The sequence below is a fragment of the Burkholderia sp. WP42 genome (assembly GCF_000745665.1).
GTDB classification, from domain to species: Bacteria; Pseudomonadota; Gammaproteobacteria; order Burkholderiales; family Burkholderiaceae; genus Burkholderia; species Burkholderia vietnamiensis.
In genome coordinates this window covers 70,558-87,265 of record NZ_JQJT01000021.1, presented here as the reverse complement: position 1 = coordinate 87,265, position 16,708 = coordinate 70,558, and the positions used below count along the sequence as shown (strand labels likewise).

14 protein-coding genes are annotated in these 16,708 nt (G+C 67.9%); 7 read left to right on the top strand and 7 right to left on the bottom strand.

All coding sequences use genetic code 11. The features are described from left to right. Positions 1-77: 77 nt before the first annotated feature. The 3 genes from EX20_RS13870 to EX20_RS13860 are packed head-to-tail and all read right to left on the bottom strand — an operon-like array spanning position 78 to position 5,671. Complete coding sequence (locus EX20_RS13870; protein ID WP_034193910.1) at positions 78-2,528, bottom strand: flavin-containing monooxygenase; 2,451 nt, start codon at positions 2,526-2,528, stop codon at positions 78-80. Then, positions 2,515-4,224, bottom strand: a complete 1,710-nt coding sequence (locus tag EX20_RS13865) for a GMC family oxidoreductase (protein ID WP_034193909.1) — start codon at positions 4,222-4,224, stop codon at positions 2,515-2,517. The genes EX20_RS13870 and EX20_RS13865 overlap by 14 nt, the downstream gene beginning before the upstream one ends. Positions 4,225-4,249: 25 nt before the next feature. Then, positions 4,250-5,671 (bottom strand): coniferyl aldehyde dehydrogenase, encoded by a 1,422-nt coding sequence (locus EX20_RS13860; protein WP_034193908.1) that lies wholly within the window; start codon positions 5,669-5,671, stop codon positions 4,250-4,252. 141 nt (positions 5,672-5,812) lie between these two features. Here EX20_RS13860 and EX20_RS13855 point away from each other — a divergent pair, with 141 nt between their 5' ends. After that, positions 5,813-6,847 (top strand): AraC family transcriptional regulator, encoded by a 1,035-nt coding sequence (locus EX20_RS13855; RefSeq protein WP_034193907.1) that lies wholly within the window; start codon positions 5,813-5,815, stop codon positions 6,845-6,847. Between the two features lie 309 nt (positions 6,848-7,156). Here the strand turns inward: EX20_RS13855 and EX20_RS13850 are convergent, their stop codons facing one another. Then, complete coding sequence (locus EX20_RS13850; protein ID WP_034193906.1) at positions 7,157-7,423, bottom strand: XapX domain-containing protein; 267 nt, start codon at positions 7,421-7,423, stop codon at positions 7,157-7,159. Positions 7,424-7,730: 307 nt separating this feature from the next. Between EX20_RS13850 and EX20_RS13845 the strand changes: the two genes are divergently transcribed. From EX20_RS13845 to EX20_RS13825, 5 genes are all read left to right on the top strand, one after another. Beyond that, on the top strand, positions 7,731-8,417 hold the full coding sequence (locus EX20_RS13845) for a hydrolase (RefSeq protein WP_014725964.1): 687 nt from the start codon (positions 7,731-7,733) through the stop codon (positions 8,415-8,417). Between the two features lie 165 nt (positions 8,418-8,582). Next, positions 8,583-8,750 carry a DUF1427 family protein gene (locus tag EX20_RS13840; RefSeq protein WP_014725963.1) on the top strand — a complete coding sequence of 56 codons (168 nt, stop codon included), beginning with the start codon at positions 8,583-8,585 and terminating at the stop codon, positions 8,748-8,750. 19 nt (positions 8,751-8,769) lie between these two features. Further along, entirely contained in the window at positions 8,770-10,659 is a 1,890-nt protein-coding gene (locus EX20_RS13835) for an amidohydrolase (protein ID WP_014725962.1), read from the top strand. Position 10,660: 1 nt separating this feature from the next. After that, a complete protein-coding gene (locus EX20_RS13830) occupies positions 10,661-11,113 on the top strand; it encodes a DoxX family protein (RefSeq protein ID WP_034193905.1) in 453 nt (150 codons plus the stop codon). A gap of 22 nt (positions 11,114-11,135) precedes the next feature. Further along, positions 11,136-11,501 carry a hypothetical protein gene (locus EX20_RS13825; protein ID WP_034193904.1) on the top strand — a complete coding sequence of 122 codons (366 nt, stop codon included), beginning with the start codon at positions 11,136-11,138 and terminating at the stop codon, positions 11,499-11,501. Positions 11,502-11,743: 242 nt separating this feature from the next. Here the strand turns inward: EX20_RS13825 and EX20_RS13820 are convergent, their stop codons facing one another. Continuing rightward, the gene (locus EX20_RS13820) at positions 11,744-13,489 is read right to left on the bottom strand and encodes a cholesterol oxidase substrate-binding domain-containing protein (RefSeq protein WP_034193903.1); all 1,746 of its coding nucleotides are present in this window, start codon (positions 13,487-13,489) and stop codon (positions 11,744-11,746) included. Between the two features lie 317 nt (positions 13,490-13,806). Beyond that, positions 13,807-14,184: a hypothetical protein gene (locus EX20_RS31960; RefSeq protein ID WP_139164704.1), complete on the bottom strand. Its 378-nt coding sequence runs from the start codon at positions 14,182-14,184 to the stop codon at positions 13,807-13,809. Between the two features lie 481 nt (positions 14,185-14,665). On the opposite strand from EX20_RS31960, the gene EX20_RS13815 reads away from it, so the two are divergent. Beyond that, on the top strand, positions 14,666-15,469 hold the full coding sequence (locus EX20_RS13815) for a helix-turn-helix transcriptional regulator (protein ID WP_014725956.1): 804 nt from the start codon (positions 14,666-14,668) through the stop codon (positions 15,467-15,469). Positions 15,470-15,775: 306 nt separating this feature from the next. On the opposite strand, the gene EX20_RS13810 is transcribed toward EX20_RS13815, so the two are convergent. Next, a complete protein-coding gene (locus EX20_RS13810) occupies positions 15,776-16,660 on the bottom strand; it encodes a helix-turn-helix transcriptional regulator (RefSeq protein WP_034193902.1) in 885 nt (294 codons plus the stop codon). Between the last annotated feature and the right edge of the window lie 48 nt (positions 16,661-16,708).

Sequence of the window (16,708 nt, the reverse complement as noted above, 5' to 3'; positions counted from 1 at the left end):
CATGCGGGCGCGGTGGGCGTGCTCTGGCAGCCGCGTACGACCGCCAGGCTCGTCAAGCATCGCCGCAGCAAGCAACACTACACCGGCGCGGCAACGCGCTGCGCGGCGAATCCGGCCAGCGTCCGCAACGCGTCGCGCGCCGATTGCAGATAGAACGCCTGCAGATGAAACACATGCCAGCGCGCGGCATGAATCTCGAGCCGGCACGGCACGCCGCATGCGCGCGCATGCGCGGCGAGCCGCTGGGCGTCCGACAGCAGCACCTCCTGATCGCCGACCTGCACCAGCATCGGCGGCAGCCCGCGCAGGTCGGCGTCGAGCGGGCCGCGCGACGCGCCGGCGCCCGCGCCGTGATACCAGCGCAGCCCCTGTTCGAGCCAGCCGCGGCGGATCATCGGATCGTCGTGGCGGCGCGAGGAGAGCGTGGCGCCGCCGAGCGCCGCGTCGGTCACGGGCGAGATCAGCAGCAGCGCGGCCGCGGCCGGCTCGCCGCGCTCGCGCAGCGCCATGGCGAGCGCCAGTGCGAGCGCGCCGCCGGCCGAATCGCCGGCGATCACGATGCGGTGCGGCGCGTAGCCCTGCGCGCGCAACGCCTCGTACGCGGCCAGCGCGTCGTCGACGGCCGCCGGGCTCGGATGCTCGGGCGCGAGCCGGTAGTCGGGCGCCCACACCGGCAGCCCGGCTTCGGCCGCGAGGCGCGTCGTCACGCTGCGATGCGTACGCGGGCTGCCGACGCAGAAGGCGCCGCCATGCAGGTAGAGGATCACGCCGCCGGCGTCGCCACGTTTCGGCGCGATCACTTCGACCGGCACGCCGGCGGCAGCCGTCCGGTAGCGCAGCGTGCCGCCCGCGCCGGGCATCAGCGGCGACAGCATCGCGACGACGCGGCGCTGCACGCGCGCGCCGAACGGCGGCCCGATCAGCGGCCGGAACGCAGCGCGCAGGAAACCGCGCAACGACGCTGCGGCCAGCGCTTCCACGCGCCCGGCAGGCGGCGCGACGACGACCGCCTGTGTCGGCGCGGTGTCGCCGGCCAGCGGTCGCGAGAAGCGATAAGCGGACAGGCCGGTGAAGCGCGTGATCCAGCGGTAGCTGAGCGTGAAGCCGGGCCAGTTCGTGCTGTTGTGGCCCGACGCGTCGACGTACCAGCTCTTGCAGCCGCTCCACACCGAGCCTTCGAGCCGTTGTTGCACGTGCGCGTTGTAGCGGCGGTAGCGGCGCGGGTCGACGTCGATCGCGCTCGCGCCGTCGCGCTGCATCGCGCGGAGGCAGCGCATCACGTGCGCGATCTGGCTTTCGAGCATGTAGACGATCGAGTTGTGGCCGAGGTTCGTGTTCGGGCCGTACAGCATGAAGAAGTTCGGAAAGCCCGGCACGGTGACGCCCAGATACGCCTGCGCGCCGCGCCGCCACGCGTCGTTCAGGTCGAGCCCGTCGCGACCGGTGATGCGCATCGGCGACAGGAATTCGGTCGCGGCAAAACCGGTGCCGTAGACGATCGCATCGACTTGATGGTGAACGCCGTCGTCGGTCTCGATGCCCGTTTCGGTCACGCGGCGGATGCCCCGCGTGACGAGCTCGACGTTGTCGCGTCCGAGCGCGGCGAGGTAGTCGCTCGACAGCAGGATCCGCTTGCAGCCGATCGGATAGTCGGGCGTGAGCTTGCTGCGCAGCGCAGGGTCGCGCACGTCGCGTGCGAGCAGCTTCCGGAACGGCCGGCCGACCGCGAAGTCCATCAGCCCGTGCAGCCGCGTGAAGGCGATCGCGCGCGATTCGTAACGCAGGTAGATCGACGCGCGATGCAGCTTCATCGCCCCCGGCAAGCGGCGAAACAGCGCGCGTTCCCAGCGGCGATACGGTCGATCCGGGCGCGGCAGCACGTAGGCCGGCGAACGCTGGAACACGAGCAGCCGCGCGACGTCGCCGGCGATCGCCGGCACGAACTGGATCGCCGATGCGCCGGTGCCCACTACCGCCACGCGCTTGCCCGCGAGCGGATAGTCGCGATCCCATTGCGCGGAGTGGAACGCGCGGCCGCGGAACGTATCGATGCCGGGCAGTTTGGGCAGCGCCGGCCGGCTCAACTGGCCGGTGCCGCTGATCAGCACGGCGGCGCTGAGCGTCGTGCCGTCGGCGAGCGCGACGCGCCACAACGCACCGGCTTCGTCATAGCGTGCCTGCTCGACCTCGGCGCCGAAGCGCAGATGGCGTGCCAGCCCGTACTTGCGCGCGCAATGCTGCAGGTACGCATGAATCTCCGGTTGCGGTGCGAACACGCGCGACCAGTTCGCGTTCGGCTCGAACGAGAACGAGTACAGATGCGAAGGCACGTCGCATGCGGCGCCGGGGTAGCGGTTGTCGCGCCACACGCCGCCGACGTCGTGCGAACGCTCGACGATCACGAAGTCGTGTATGCCGGCGCGTTGCAGCGCGACAGCCATGCCGATGCCGGCGAAGCCGGCGCCGATGACGATGGCCGCGAGCGGTGCGCTCGCTTCGGCGGGACGTGACGTTTCAGGCGACGACATGACGGTTTTCCTCCGGGTGGTGGGCCGCGTCCGAGGTGCAGGACGGGCACGATGGGGCGGCGGTTTCGGATGCGGTGTCGATGGACGGCCGCGCGGGCACGCGGCGCACGCCGCGGATCAGGTCGACCGCCTTCTCGGCGATCATGATCGTCGGCGCATTGGTATTGCCACCGATCAGCGTCGGCATCACCGACGCATCGACGATGCGCAGCCCGTCGACGCCATGCACGCGCAGTTGCGGATCGACGACGGCGAGCGCGTCGCGTCCCATCCGGCAGGTGCCGACCGGGTGATAGACGGTATCGGTGCGGCGCCGCAATACGTCGCGGATCTCGTCGTCGGTGCTCACGTTGGCGGTGAACACGTCGCGCGTGGTCCAGTCGGCCAGCGCCGGCGCTTCCATCAAACGGCGCGTGAGCCGGAAGCCGGCGACCATGTCGTCGAGGTCGCGCGGATCGGCGAAGAACGCCGGATCGATGCGCGGCGCCGCGAGCGGATCGGCGCTGTGCAGCGTGACCGTGCCGCGGCTGCGCGGGCGCAGCAGGCACACGTGGCACGACAGCCCGTGGCCGGCATGGTGCCGGCGCGCATGATCGTCGACCAGCGCGACCACGAAGTGCAGCTGGATGTCGGGCGCGGCGAGGCCGGCGCGGGTCGTCAGGAAGCCGCCGCCTTCGGCGAAATTGGACGTCAGCATGCCGCGCCGCTCGCGCCGAAAGCGCGCGAATTCGCGCAGCAGGCGCAGCGCGCCGCGCGCGGACACGCCCATCGTGTCGACGCCGCGGGTGCGGTAGCCGAGGACGAAGTCCGGATGGTCCTGCAGGTTGCGGCCGACGCCCGGCAGAGCGACGCGCACCGGAATGCCGAGCCGCTGCAGTTCGTCGGCCGGGCCGACGCCCGACAGCATCAGCAGTTGCGGCGTCTGCAGCGCGCCGGCCGCGAGCACGACCTCGCGCCGGGCCCGCAAGGTGCGCACCTCGCCGTGCTGCCGCACCTCGACGCCCGTTGCGCGCGTCCCGTCGAACAGGATGCGCAGCACCTGTGCGTGCGTCTCGACGCTCAGGTTGTCGCGGCGGCCGACGTGCGGCAGCAGATACGCGCGCGCCGCACTCCATCGCTCGCCGTGCTTCTGCGTGACCTGGTAGAGGCCGATGCCTTCCTGCTGCGCGCCGTTGAAGTCGTCGGTGAGCGGCAGCCCGGCCTGTCGCGCCGCTTCGAGATAGCGCGCATGGAACGGGTTGCCGGTACGCAGGTCGCTGACCCACAGCGGGCCGTCGCGGCCGTGAAACGCGTCGTCGAAGCGTTCGTTGTGTTCGCTGAGCCGGAAGTACGGCAGCACGTCGTCGTAGGCCCAGCCTTCGTTGCCGAGCGCGGCCCAGCCGTCGTAGTCGACGCGATGGCCGCGGACGTACACCATCGCGTTGATCGCGGACGAGCCGCCGAGCGCCTTGCCGCGCGGCTGGTAGCCGATGCGTCCGCCGAGCCCCGGCTGCGGCACGGTGTCGAACGCCCAGTTGTTCACGCGCGTCGGCAGCATCGCGACCGCGCCGGTCGGCACGTTGACGAGCGCGTCGTCGCCGCGGCCGCCGGCCTCCAGCACGCAGACGGTCACGGAAGGGTCCTCGGTCAGCCGTCCCGCGGCGACGCAGCCGCCCGAACCGCCGCCGACGACGATGTAGTCGAAAGTCCTGCTCATGGAATCGTCTCCCAGTGGTCGATGGTCACGCGAAGCGCGTCAGCACGCGCAGCAGCAGATCGAAGGTCTTGCCGTACGGCGGATGGAACAGCGCGGTGCCGCTGCGGCGCGCCTGATGGAACACGGGCTTGTGGTGGCTGAACGTATCGAAGCCCCACTTGCCGTGATAGGCGCCGATGCCGCTCGCGCCGACGCCGCCGAACGGCTGGTGCTCCTGCGCGAGATGCCACAGGCAGTCGTTCACCGTGACGCCGCCCGACGCCGTCTCACGCAGCACGCGATCGCGCCGCGCGGCGTCGCGGCCGAACCAGTACAGCGCGAGCGGGCGCGGGCCGCGGTTCACGCGGTCGATCGCCTCGTCGAGATCCGCGTATTCGACGATCGGCAGCACCGGGCCGAAGATCTCCTCGCGCATCACGCGCATCGTGTCGCGCGCGTCCAGCACGAGGGTCGGCGCGAACTTGCGCGAGCCGGCAGCGAAGCGTTCGCCTGCCGGGTTCACTTCGCGCACGCGTGCGCCGCCGGCGCGCGCGTCGTCGACGAGCGCCGCGAGGCGGTCGCGATGCGTGGCGGCGATGATCGACGTGTAGTCGGGATTGGCGGCGAGCGTCGGGTAGTGATGCGCGATCGCGTCCGCCACGCGTGCCGCGACGGTCTCGGCGGTGCCGGCCGGCACCAGCAGATAGTCGGGCGCGATGCAGGTCTGGCCGGCGTTGAGCAGCTTGCCGAACGCGATGCGCGCGGCCGCGTGCGCCAGATCGCACGACGGGTCGACGATCGCCGGCGACTTGCCGCCCAGTTCCAGCGTGACCGGCGTCAGGTTCGCGGCCGCGTCCTGCGCGACGTCGCGCCCGACCGCGGTCGAGCCGGTGAAGAACAGATGGTCGAACGGCAGGCGCGCGAACGCCTTCGCGGTGTCGACGTCGCCGGTGACGACGGCGAGTTCGTCCACATCGAACGCGTCGGCGACGAGCGATTCGAGCAGGGCCGACAGCCGCGGCGTCAGGTCGGACGGCTTGACCAGCACGCGGTTGCCGGCGGCGAGCGCGGCGACCGCCGGCCCGAGCGCGAGCTGCAGCGGATAGTTCCACGGCGCCATCACGCCGACGACACCGCGCGGTTGCGGCGCGATCCGGTTGTAGCCCGGCCGGAAATGCGCGGCGGTCGGCACGCGGCGCTCGCGCATCCACTGCCGCAGGTGCGCGCGCGCATGGCGCAGGCCGCTACGGACCACGAACAATTCGGCGAGCCGCGTCTCGTGCGCGGAGCGTCCGCCGAAATCGGCGTCGATCGCCTGCACGAGCGCGGCTTCATGCGTATCGAGCAGCGCACGCAGACGGTCAAGCCGCGACAGGCGGATCGCGAGCGGCGGCGCGGGATCGCGCGCATAGGCGGCGCGCTGGCGTTCGAAGCGGGCGGCGAGCTCGGGTGGGCGACTCGGTCGCATGGTGTCTCCTCCGGGTGTTGGCGTCGTTCGGGCGACGACTGATGACGCCGATGGTGCGGGCCGCATGGGAAAACACCAATGCTGGTTCGGGACAATTGTTTTAGTATTTGGGCCAAATCGGCGCTTCGAGGGTTTCTCCGCATGAGCTTCTGGGACTTCACCCGGAGTCCGGCCAGCGCACGGCTGCTGGTCGATTTCGGCGACGAACGGGGCGTGCCGCATGCAAGGCTGCTGGCCGGCACGGGCCTCGCCGACGCGCAGCTCGACGATCCCAATGCCGAGGTGACGGCCGCGCAGGAACTGCGGCTGACCGGCAACCTGGTGCGCGCGCTCGGGCGTGCGCCGGGCCTCGGGTTCGAGGTCGGGCAGCGCTATCACTTCTCCGCGTACGGCGTGTGGGGCTATGGGCTGATCGCGAGCGCGACCGCGCGCGACGCGCTGGCGCTCGCGATGCGCTTTCTACCGCTCACGTATGCGTACACGGTGATCACGTACCGCGAGGAGCCGCATACGGGCGTGCTGAATTTCGGTGCGCCGGAGCTCGAGGCCGATCTGAGCCGTTTCCTCGTCGAGCGCGACATGGCGGCCGCTGCCGTGCTGCTGCAGGAAATTGGCGGCGGCGATTTCAGGTTGTCGCGCTTCACGATGCAGGCGGCGAGCGCGCCGAGTGGCGCCGCGCCGCGCATTGCCGGCATCGAACCGGTATTCGGCGCGCGGGCGAACAGCCTCGGGTTCGATCGCACGTTTCTGGACCGTCCATTGCCGCATGCGAATCCGCTGACCGTTTCGATGTGCGAGCAGATGTGCGCGCATCTGCTCGATGCGCGGCGTGCCCGGATCGGCACGGCGGAGATGGTGCGGCAGTATCTGACCGCGACGCCCGGCAACGTGCCGTTTTCGCTCGACGACATCGCACGGCTGATGAACACGAGCCCGCGCACGCTGAAGCGCCGGCTGCAGGAGGAGGGCACGACGTTCCGTACGCTGCTGGCCGAGGCCCGCGGCGCGATGGCCGAGGCGCTGCTCGGCGACGCGCATCTGCCGCTGACCGAAGTGGCCGAACGGCTCGGCTTCAGCGATTTATCGAGCTTTTCGCAGGCGTTCAAGCGCTGGTATGGGGTGCCGCCGGGGGCTTATCGGAGCGGGGTGCGGGGAGGCGGTGGGGCGGGGGGATGAGGGGGGTGGCGTGCGCGGATTCGTCGATCGCTCGCCGACAGGTGGTTCGACGGTGGCGCCGGCGAATGCCCAGCGGTTGCGCTGCTGTTGGGATGGGCAAGCAGCCGGCTGCTTGCTCGGCGAGCTTGGCGCGCAGAACGTGACGTCGTGACGGTGTGCGCCGCGACACCGTCCAGGCGCGTCAATCGTCCGTTTCGTGCAAAAGCCGGCGGTCTCGACTGAGAGCCGCATGCGGCAACGCCTCACGTCCAAATCCGACGGCCGTTTGCAGACCTCGCCGGGATCTCACGCAAGCCGGCTGTCCTGCCATCAATCGCGCTTCGCCCCAGCATCCGCCGCATGACCGCCCGGCAGCGCACCGAACATGTGCTGACTGCACTTCGCCTCGCGCCAGGCGGTCCCGAGCCGAATGCCGCCGATCATCCGCCGCGCGACGGGAAGAATCTGTTCGCCCGCCAGAATGCCCAGCAAGCCGGCCAGAGCGATGGTGGGCGGCGCCGGAGACGGCACGCCGATCAGCGCGTAGACGATGCCGGCGAGAATGCCGGCGAGAAGTGAAGCAACGTACGGTTTCATGGCAATGGAACGTGACGGACAGCGTGTTGAAATGGCGATCGCGACCGGTTCGGCGGCGATCCGAAAGTCTCGAATCAGCCTATCAGGTCTTCGCGTTCATCCCATGTGCCTTCATTGAAATTCAGATCTTTTAAGCCTGAATATCGCTGGTCGAGATAATCAGAACGATTAACTGGCGTAGTCGGCTGCTTGCCGCTGAAATGGTGCGCGTTGACTGTCGAACCGCTCGACACAACGCATCGGACGCCTCGCAGATTCGTCGGCGGGGCAAGCCTCACATTTCTCCGCGTCAAAGGACATCATCGCCATGAGCAACCCGAAGCTTGAAGTACTGACTCCGCACAACAGCCAGCTGATCTTCATCGACCAGCAGCCGCAGATGGCGTTCGGCGTGCAATCGATCGATCGCCAGACGCTGAAGAACAACGTCGTCGGCCTCGCGAAGGCCGCGAAGGTCTTCAACATCCCGACCACGATCACGACCGTCGAAAGCGACAGCTTCTCGGGCCACACGTATCCGGAACTGCTCGACGTGTTCCCGAACCAGAAGACGCTCGAACGCACGTCGATGAACTCGTGGGACGACCAGAAAGTGCGCGACGCACTGGCCGCCAACGGCCGCAAGAAGGTGGTCGTGTCGGGCCTGTGGACCGAAGTCTGCAACACGACCTTCGCGCTGTGCGCGATGCTCGAAGGCGACTACGAAATCTACATGGTGTCCGACGCATCGGGCGGCACGTCGCAAGCCGCGCACGACGTCGCGATGCAGCGCATGGTGCAGGCCGGCGTGGTGCCGGTCACGTGGCAGCAGGTGCTGCTCGAATGGCAACGCGACTGGGCGCGCCGCGAAACGTATGACGCCGTGATGGCGATCGCCAAGGAGCATTCGGGCGCGTACGGGATGGGCGTCGACTACGCGTACACGATGGTCCACAAGACCGCGCCGCGCACCGCGACGCCGCACGAGTCGATCCCGCCGGTTCCGGCGAAGTAAGCGCAGACGGGCTACGACCGTCGCGGCCGCTGCGGCGGGTTCCATGCGAACCCGCCGCAGCGGCCATTGCCGCGCGGGCGCACGTGAGCGCGTCACGCATGCCGCGCGCGGCATGCGGGCCGGCACACCGCCGCCGCGTTCGACATTCTCCGGGAGATTTATCGCATGGAACCTTATCTGGTTTCCCTTGGTGCGGGCCTGCTGATCGGTGTGATTTACAGCGCCATCAAGGTTCGCTCTCCCGCACCGCCGCTGATTGCGCTGGTCGGGTTGCTCGGCATGCTGATCGGCGTGCAGGCCTTGCCCACCGTCAAACAGCTGTTTGGCTTCTGATCATCAAGAGGTGATGCACATGACCGCAACCGTGACCCAACCGGATCTGATCCTGCATAACGGGCGATTCACGACCCTCGACCGCGCGAACCCCATCGCGACCGCGGTCGCGATTGCCGCCGGCCGCTTCGTCGCCGTCGGCAGCGACGCGGACGTGATGCCGCTCGCGGGCCGCGCGACGAAGGTGGTCGATCTCGGCGGCCGCGGCGTGCTGCCCGGCCTGATCGACAACCACTGCCACGTGATTCGTGGCGGACTGAACTACAACATGGAGCTGCGCTGGGACGGCGTGCCGTCGCTCGCCGTCGCGATGGAGATGCTCAAGCGCCAGGTGGCCGTGACGCCCGCGCCGCAGTGGGTGCGCGTGGTCGGCGGCTTCACCGAGCATCAGTTCGTCGAGAAGCGCCTGCCGACGATCGACGAACTCAATGCAGTCGCGCCGGACACGCCGGTGTTCATCCTGCACCTGTACGATCGTGCGCTGCTGAACGCAGCGGCGCTGCGTGTCGTCGGCTATACGAAGGACACGCCGGAGCCGCCGGGCGGCACCATCCTGCGCGATGCCGCCGGCAACCCGACCGGCCTGCTGCTCGCGAACCCGAACGCGACGATCCTCTACGCGACGCTCGCGAAGGGGCCGAAGCTGCCGTTCGAGTATCAATACAATTCGACGCGCCATTTCATGCGCGAACTGAACCGGCTGGGCGTCACGGGCGTGATCGACGCGGGCGGCGGCTCGCAGAATTACCCGGAAGACTACGAGGTGATCCGCAAGCTGCACGACGCCGGCGAGATGACGATCCGCATCGCGTACAACCTGTTCACGCAGAAGCCGAACGCCGAGAAGGAAGACTTCGTGAACTGGACCAAGAGCGTCAAGTATCACGACGGAACCGACTACTTCCGCAACAACGGCGCCGGCGAGATGCTGGCGTTTTCCGCGGCCGACTTCGAAGATTTCCGCGTGGCGCGCCCGGACCTGCCCGCGCAGATGGAGGACGACCTCGAAGGCGTCGTGCGCGTGCTCGCGGAGAACCGCTGGCCGTGGCGCATGCACGCGACCTATGACGAAACGATCAGCCGCGCGCTCGACGTGTTCGAGAAGGTCAACAAGGACATCCCGCTCGAAGGGCTGAACTGGTTCTTCGATCATGCGGAAACCATCACCGAGAAATCGATGGACCGGATCGCCGCGCTCGGCGGCGGCATCGCGGTGCAGCACCGGATGGCGTATCAGGGCGAATACTTCGTCGAGCGCTACGGCGCGCAAGCCGCCGAGGCGACGCCGCCGGTCGCGAAGATGCTCGGCAAGGGGCTGAAGGTGTCGGCCGGCACCGACGCGACGCGCGTGGCGTCGTACAACCCGTGGGTATCGCTCGCGTGGCTCGTGACGGGCAAGACGGTCGGCGGCCTCAGGATGTATCCGCAGCGCAACCTGCTCGATCGCGAAACCGCACTGCGGATGTGGACCGAGTACGTGACGTGGTTCTCGAACGAAGAAGGCAAGAAAGGGCGCATCGCGGTGGGGCAGCTTGCCGACCTCGTGGTCCCGGATCGCGATTTCTTCGCGTGCGCGGAGGACGATATCGCCGCCACGACTGCGTTGCTGACGGTGGTCGACGGCAAGATCGTCTGGGGTGCGGGGCCGTTCGAGTCGCACGACGCGCCGATCCCGCCGGCGATGCCCGACTGGTCGCCGGTGCGCGAGTTCGGCGGCTACGGCGGCTGGGGCGCGACGCAGCGCGCCGGTGCGCCGCTGCAACGCGCGGCGGCCGCCGCGATGTGCGGCTGCGCGAACGAATGCAACGTTCACCAGCATGCGCACGCGGGCGCATGGGGCAGCGCGTTGCCGACGTCCGACGCGAAGGGCTTCTGGGGCGCGTTCGGATGCTCGTGCTGGGCGATCTGAGATGACGGCACGTGCGGCTTACGACTGTCCGGCCTGGGGCGGCGCACTGCTGTCGCAGCGGTGGGTGCTGCCGGTCGCGCGCGCCGCGCTGGTGTCCGCGTATCTGATCGCGGGCATTTACAAGCTGCTCGACTTCAATGCAGCTGCCGCGGAGCAGGCGCACTTCGGCCTGCATCCCGGGCCCGTCTGGGCCGCGATGGCGATCGTGGTCGAGATCGGCGGGCCGCTGTGCGTGTTGTCCCGGCGCTTCACGTGGCTCGGCGCCGGTGGCCTCGGCGTGTTGACGCTCGTCGCGATGCTGGTGGCCGCCGACTTCTGGAACATGTCGGGCGCCGCGCGCTTCATGGCGCTCAACGCGTTCTTCGAGCATCTCGGGCTGATCGGCGGGCTGGTGCTCGTCGCCGTGCTCGGCAATACGCGCCGCCAGGCCGACGCCGACGCGCCCGTTCGATGAAGATGCGGCCGCCGCGGCGAGCATGCGCGGCAACGCCGATTTCGGAACGAGCAAGCGTGCGGCAGCCGAAGTTGGCGTGACGACACAGGGCGTCTGTGCCGACACGCTGATCGATCGGCTGATCGAAGGCGAAGCAAGCAGCCGTCGGAACGGGCGACGCCGGGCGGTACGCGCAGGTTGCGTATCGCCCGGCGCTCGCCGTATCCGCGGTACGGTACATGCTGCGTTCATCGATGCAGCGCATGTAACGCGCCCGCGCAACGTCGGTTCGTCGTCCGCAATCTTTCCCATCGCTTCGATTCCGCTTACGAACCTCGTCAAGTGCGCGAACGACGCGACGCGCGATCGTCCCGCCGACGATTCACGGCGCGTGTGCGCGACACCGTGACGAGCGAACCGAATCGGTCGAACGACGCGAGCCTGGGCATCGGCGCGATCGCCGCTGCGTCGATTTTTACAGCGGGCTGCGAGGCCGCTCGGACACGCGCAGACGGCCGCGGGCCGCGCGCCGAGTCGTCACCTCGCGGCGCACCGGACCGGCCGTCCTCTATGCGCCGAACAGGCCCGGCTCGCGCGCCGCTATCGGCATCGGCTCCGTTGCATCGAGCGAGCCCGCAGTCGCACGGTTCGCTACGGCATCAACCGGTCGTGCAGCGGTGCGCGAAAGATCCGCTGCGGGTCGTAGCGCGCGAGCGTCGCTCGCGCGGCGTCCCAGTTGCTTGTCGTTGATTGGCCGTCGCGATACAGGCGCGGGATCGTGACGGACAACATGGTGCCGTCCTGCCAGGCGGCGGTGTCGGTGTAGCCCCAGCCCTTCGACCATTCGGGGCGCAGCATCGCATACGAACCCGTGTAGTTGGCCAGCATCCATTGCTCGATCTCGCGATAGAAGCGGTCGGCGCCGGGCGTGCCGGGCAACGTCAGAATGTCGAACCAGACGGCGACGTCCCATTCCGGGTGATCGGGGCGCGGCGTGAGCGCGGACAGCGTCGGCGCCACCGCTGCAGCGCCGACGTCGGCCGGCTGGTCGAGGCCGGTGATGCGGATCTCGACCGGGCCGTTGATCGGATATTCGTTGCGTGCCTTGTACGCGTCGATGCGGTTCTGATAGAACTGCACGAACTCGCCGATCACGCGCTGCACGTCGGCGCGCCGCGCCAGTACGGCGTAGCCGTTCGCGGTCACGCGCAGCGTCGTCGGCCGGATGTACTGAAGCACCGTGCGCGACCAGCCCCAGAGGTCCGCACTGAGCGTGAGCGCGAGGCCGGCGGCCGTCACCGCGAACTGCGTCTGGCCGAACAGCGGCGTCAACGAGGCTTCGCCGCCGATCACGATCCGCTTCACGAGATCCGAGATCGACTGCGAGATCGAATCGGAGAACGGATAGTTGTACGGCTGCGTGACGGTGCGCGACAACAACGGCTTGCTGGGCGTCGGCGTCCAGACCTTGAGCCACGGGGCGCTCGTGAACGGAAACCAGATCGCTTCGATCCGGCCCGAGCGGTCGAGCAACGATGAGATCGTGCGGCCGGCCGTGCCGGCCGGTGCGAACAACTCCGAAGCCGGAATGTCGACGAAGCTCTGGCAGCGCAGCCGCTGGTTGGGCCCGGCGATCAGCGTGACGTCGACGACGAAGGCCATCCCGAGATGCGCAAGGAACGCGCCGATCTCGGGATCGTTGCGCTCGAACCGGCGCAGCGCGTATTGCTGCCGCGCCGAATCGAACACGACCGCCGTCAGCGCGACGACGAGATTGCTCAGCGACCCATAGCTATGGCCCGGCTGCAGCGTTTCGCCGGCGGCCGGCACCGCGGTGCCGTGCGCGTCGATCGCGAGCGCGCCGCCGAGCGTGATGTCGCCGGGCGCAGGCGCGGCGATCACGCCGAGGCCATATTGCTCGAGCGTCGCGAGCAAGCTCTCCAGCGACACGCCCGTCTGCGCGGTGACGCGCGCCGGATGCGCCGACGTGTCGACGGATACGCTCGTCAGCGACTTCGTCGTGTCGAGCAGCACGACGTTCGCGGCGCCGGCGCCCGGCTCCAGCGTCAACGGCGACCAGTTGTGCATGTAGCCGCGCGGGCGGATGCGGTAGCCGTTCGCGCGCGCCCAGTTGACGATCGCGACGACGTCATCGGCCGAGCGCGGCGCGGCCGTCCACACGTCTTGCACGGCAACTTCGCCGCTCCAGTTCTGGAACGCCTGCTTGTAAAGCGGCACGTCGGCCGGAAAGCCGGGCGGCGTCGCGCCGGCCGACTGCGCGTGCGCGGCGATCTGATAGAGCGGGGTCCAGCCGGCGACGACGCCGGCCGCCGCCAGCTTCGCCATGTCGGCCAGGAAGGATCGGCGCGCGGGTTCGTCTCGGAAGTCTTGATTCATCGTGTGCTCCAGTTCTTCGGATGCGTTTTGTGATTGGAGAAACGGCAATCGATGCGTTGAGGCGGGTGTGGCACTTCAAGCGCGTGTGATGCGCGAACGAGGTGGCGCGAGCGCGCATCGTCACGGGCGTTCAACGAGAGAAACGAGTATTTTTCGGACGACTTTTGCAACGAGCCGTCGACCGATCCTTCGGCCGAGGGAATATCGGTATTTCGATTGAATCTTTAATTGCGGCGGGCGGCCGTCAGCAACGGCGCGCGATAAAAGATGATGCGGCGTGAATGTTTATAGGCATGTTTCGATTTTCTGAATAAACGCTATCGTAATTCAAGGTAATTGGACGGCGCATGCGTTATATCGCCGGGCGAGATTAGCAATTTATCCATCCGTGAGCAAGCCGCGGAGTTGATGAACTGCGCGGCTTCAATGTGGTGGGTTTGCGGCAGACAATGAGCGGCATTTTGTGGGTATTTTGCAACGCGGGCGTCGACACCGTCGTAAATATTATCGAGGTGGATTTTTATTGCCGAATGGGGTAATCGGTCGGACGAGGCCGCCTGGCGGCCGCGATGAATTGTGCCCTTTCGTCGCGCATATTCGGCCGAGCATTGAGGGATTCGCAACAATGCACGGTATGCGGAACGCGAAGCCATACGGTTAAAAGAAAAACGGCGCGGCAAAGGTTGATATTCCAACTGCCGGGAACGTCGAATGGCGAGAATTCGTGGTATGCCGACGTCATCGGATTGTTACAGAAATTCAATGCAAAATGATATTGATTTATCGAGCTGATTCATGTTGCGTTCACGTGTCAGACGGTAGGGGAAGCTGAATTCGTATTCTCGATGGTCGAAAATCGACGAAGTCACCATCACGCCATCTGCAAACTTCTAAAATCGTGGCTATCATACGCAGCGGGTATTTATGCCGATCAAATTCAATGAAAATGATTGTTTCATTTTTCGATTGCGATTTTTGCTTGATTTGCAGGGAACTCATCCCGTTCGAAACGTCGTCGGGTTTTTCGATTTTGGCCTTCAACACGTGTGGCGACGGCGCGGTAATCGCGGCAGCCGCGCGCAACGATGCGTGTCGAGAAGCAGCGGCAGCAAATCGCGCCGATGCACGCGGGCATTGCGCCGCTGGTCGTCACGCAGGCACAACTAGGAGAGTCAGATGGTCGCGATATTCGCGAAGCTTGGGAAGGTGATTTCGAGCGCCGGCAGCGAGCGATTCGCATCGGACATGCATGCGTTGCTGGTCGAATCCGTTCCGCTCGCCATCACCCGAATGACGGAATGGACGCTCGACAAGCCGGCCGGCGAAGTGGTGCACGTGCAGTCGCTCGGCGCGTTCGGCACGGCGGCGGCGCAGGGCGAGCGCGAGCCGGCGCATCCGCTGTTGAACCGGATCCGGTCCGCCAGCGACCGGCAGCTCATCCACATCAGCCCGCAGCGCCAGCACGGTCACGGCAGCGAAGCCGCGCCGCCGCGCGGCGCATGCGATGGATTCCAGTGTCATCTGGTGTCGGGCAAGGCGAACCGCCGCTACGTGATCTCGCTGCATCGCGCAGCGTCGCATCACGACTTCTCGTTGCGGGAAATGTCGTTCCTGAAGAATTTCGCCGATACGCTGCTGCCGCTCGTCGAATGGCACGCGTCGACGCGCCGGCACGGCGAGCGCGACTGCGCGCCGGCGCCGCTTGCGACGGGCGGCCTGCCGGGCGTCGACGCGCTGCGGCACGAGTTCGAGTCGAGGCTGGCGCGAGCGGCGGTCGCGCTGTCCGCTCGCGAAAGCGAAGTGTGCCTCGGCCTGCTCGCGGGCAAGATGCTGCGGGAACTGGCCGAAGAGCTCGGCGTGAAGGAAAGCACGGTGGAGACGTACATCAAGCGCGCCGCGGTGAAGCTCGGCATCAGCGGCCGGCACGGGCTCACGAAATGGATGATCGACGACTGCACGACCTACGCGTCGGCAGCGTGATCCGGTTCATGCCGGCGATCGACGACGATCGCCGGCAAGGCCGAGCGAGCCCCGATTGCGGATGTGCTCGGCCGCTTCGACGCCGGTTGCAGCAAGAGCCGTGACGATGTCGGTCGGCGCTGCGGCGCGGTTGAGTCCGAATGTACGATAGCCGGCGTACGAATCGACGCACAGCGCGGCCGCCGTGGCGATACGTGACGCGCTCGTACGACGCCTGCATCGGCGGCCGCCATGCAGCAGCGCGCGGCGCCGGGCCCAACGCACGCAGAGTAACCGACGGCCCTCGCGCATCCTACCCGCGAGCGTTCAGGTACCGAGGCGCGATGCCCCGCAGTCGCGGCACGCGCCGCCGGCGCGCTCCAGGCCGGCATCCGTTGCGCCGCCGGCCGTCTCGTCCAGCATCCATCGCGTCAGGCCATGACGGCCGCCGAAGCCGAGCTTGACGGCGGCCCGCTTCAGATAAGTCTCGACGGTGCTTTCGCGCAGCGCCAAACGCATCGCGATCGCGGCCACGGTGTCGCCGGCCAGCAGCGCAGTGCACGCGTCGATCTCGCGCGCCGACAGCGTGACGCCGGCATGTCGCAGACGGTCGGCGAATCGCCGCGCGACGCGCTCGCGGCCAGATTCCGTCGCGGGCGGCGCAACGGCGGCGAGCCGCGCCGGTGACGGCGGAGCCGAGCCCAGCGCCGTCGCGTGGCTCGCGACGATCGGAAACAGCACGTGCGACAGCTCCTTGATGAAGTCCTGCTCCTGCGGCGAGAAATCGTCAGCCGTCTCGGCGCGATGCAACGAGATCACGTAACAGTGCGTGCGCTTGCGGCTCACGAGATGGAATTGCCGGCCGTGCGGCGACGCGTTTGCCGACAGCAGCGCGACGATGCGCTCGACCAGCGCGGGGGCCGCGCCGAGGCCGGCCGGCGTGTCGTCGACGTACACGTGGCGCGCGCTCGCTTGCGGCGGCATCTGCGCTTCATGACCGGCCCCTGCCGCGCCGGTCTTGTCGGGCGCGGCGCCGAGGCTGCGCATCGCGAGCTCGCCGGCGGGCGCGGCGTCGACCGAAAATTCCGAAATGCGAATCTCGTCGACGGGGACCGCCGCCGAGATCAGGCTGTACATCATGCGGGGAAAGCGTCGGCTCCCGCTGCTCGAGATCGCTTCGCCGACGTGTGCGAACAATCTGCTGAACTCCATGAATGGATTCCTGATGAGACGTTGAAGCTGCGCTTGCGCGCACGGATG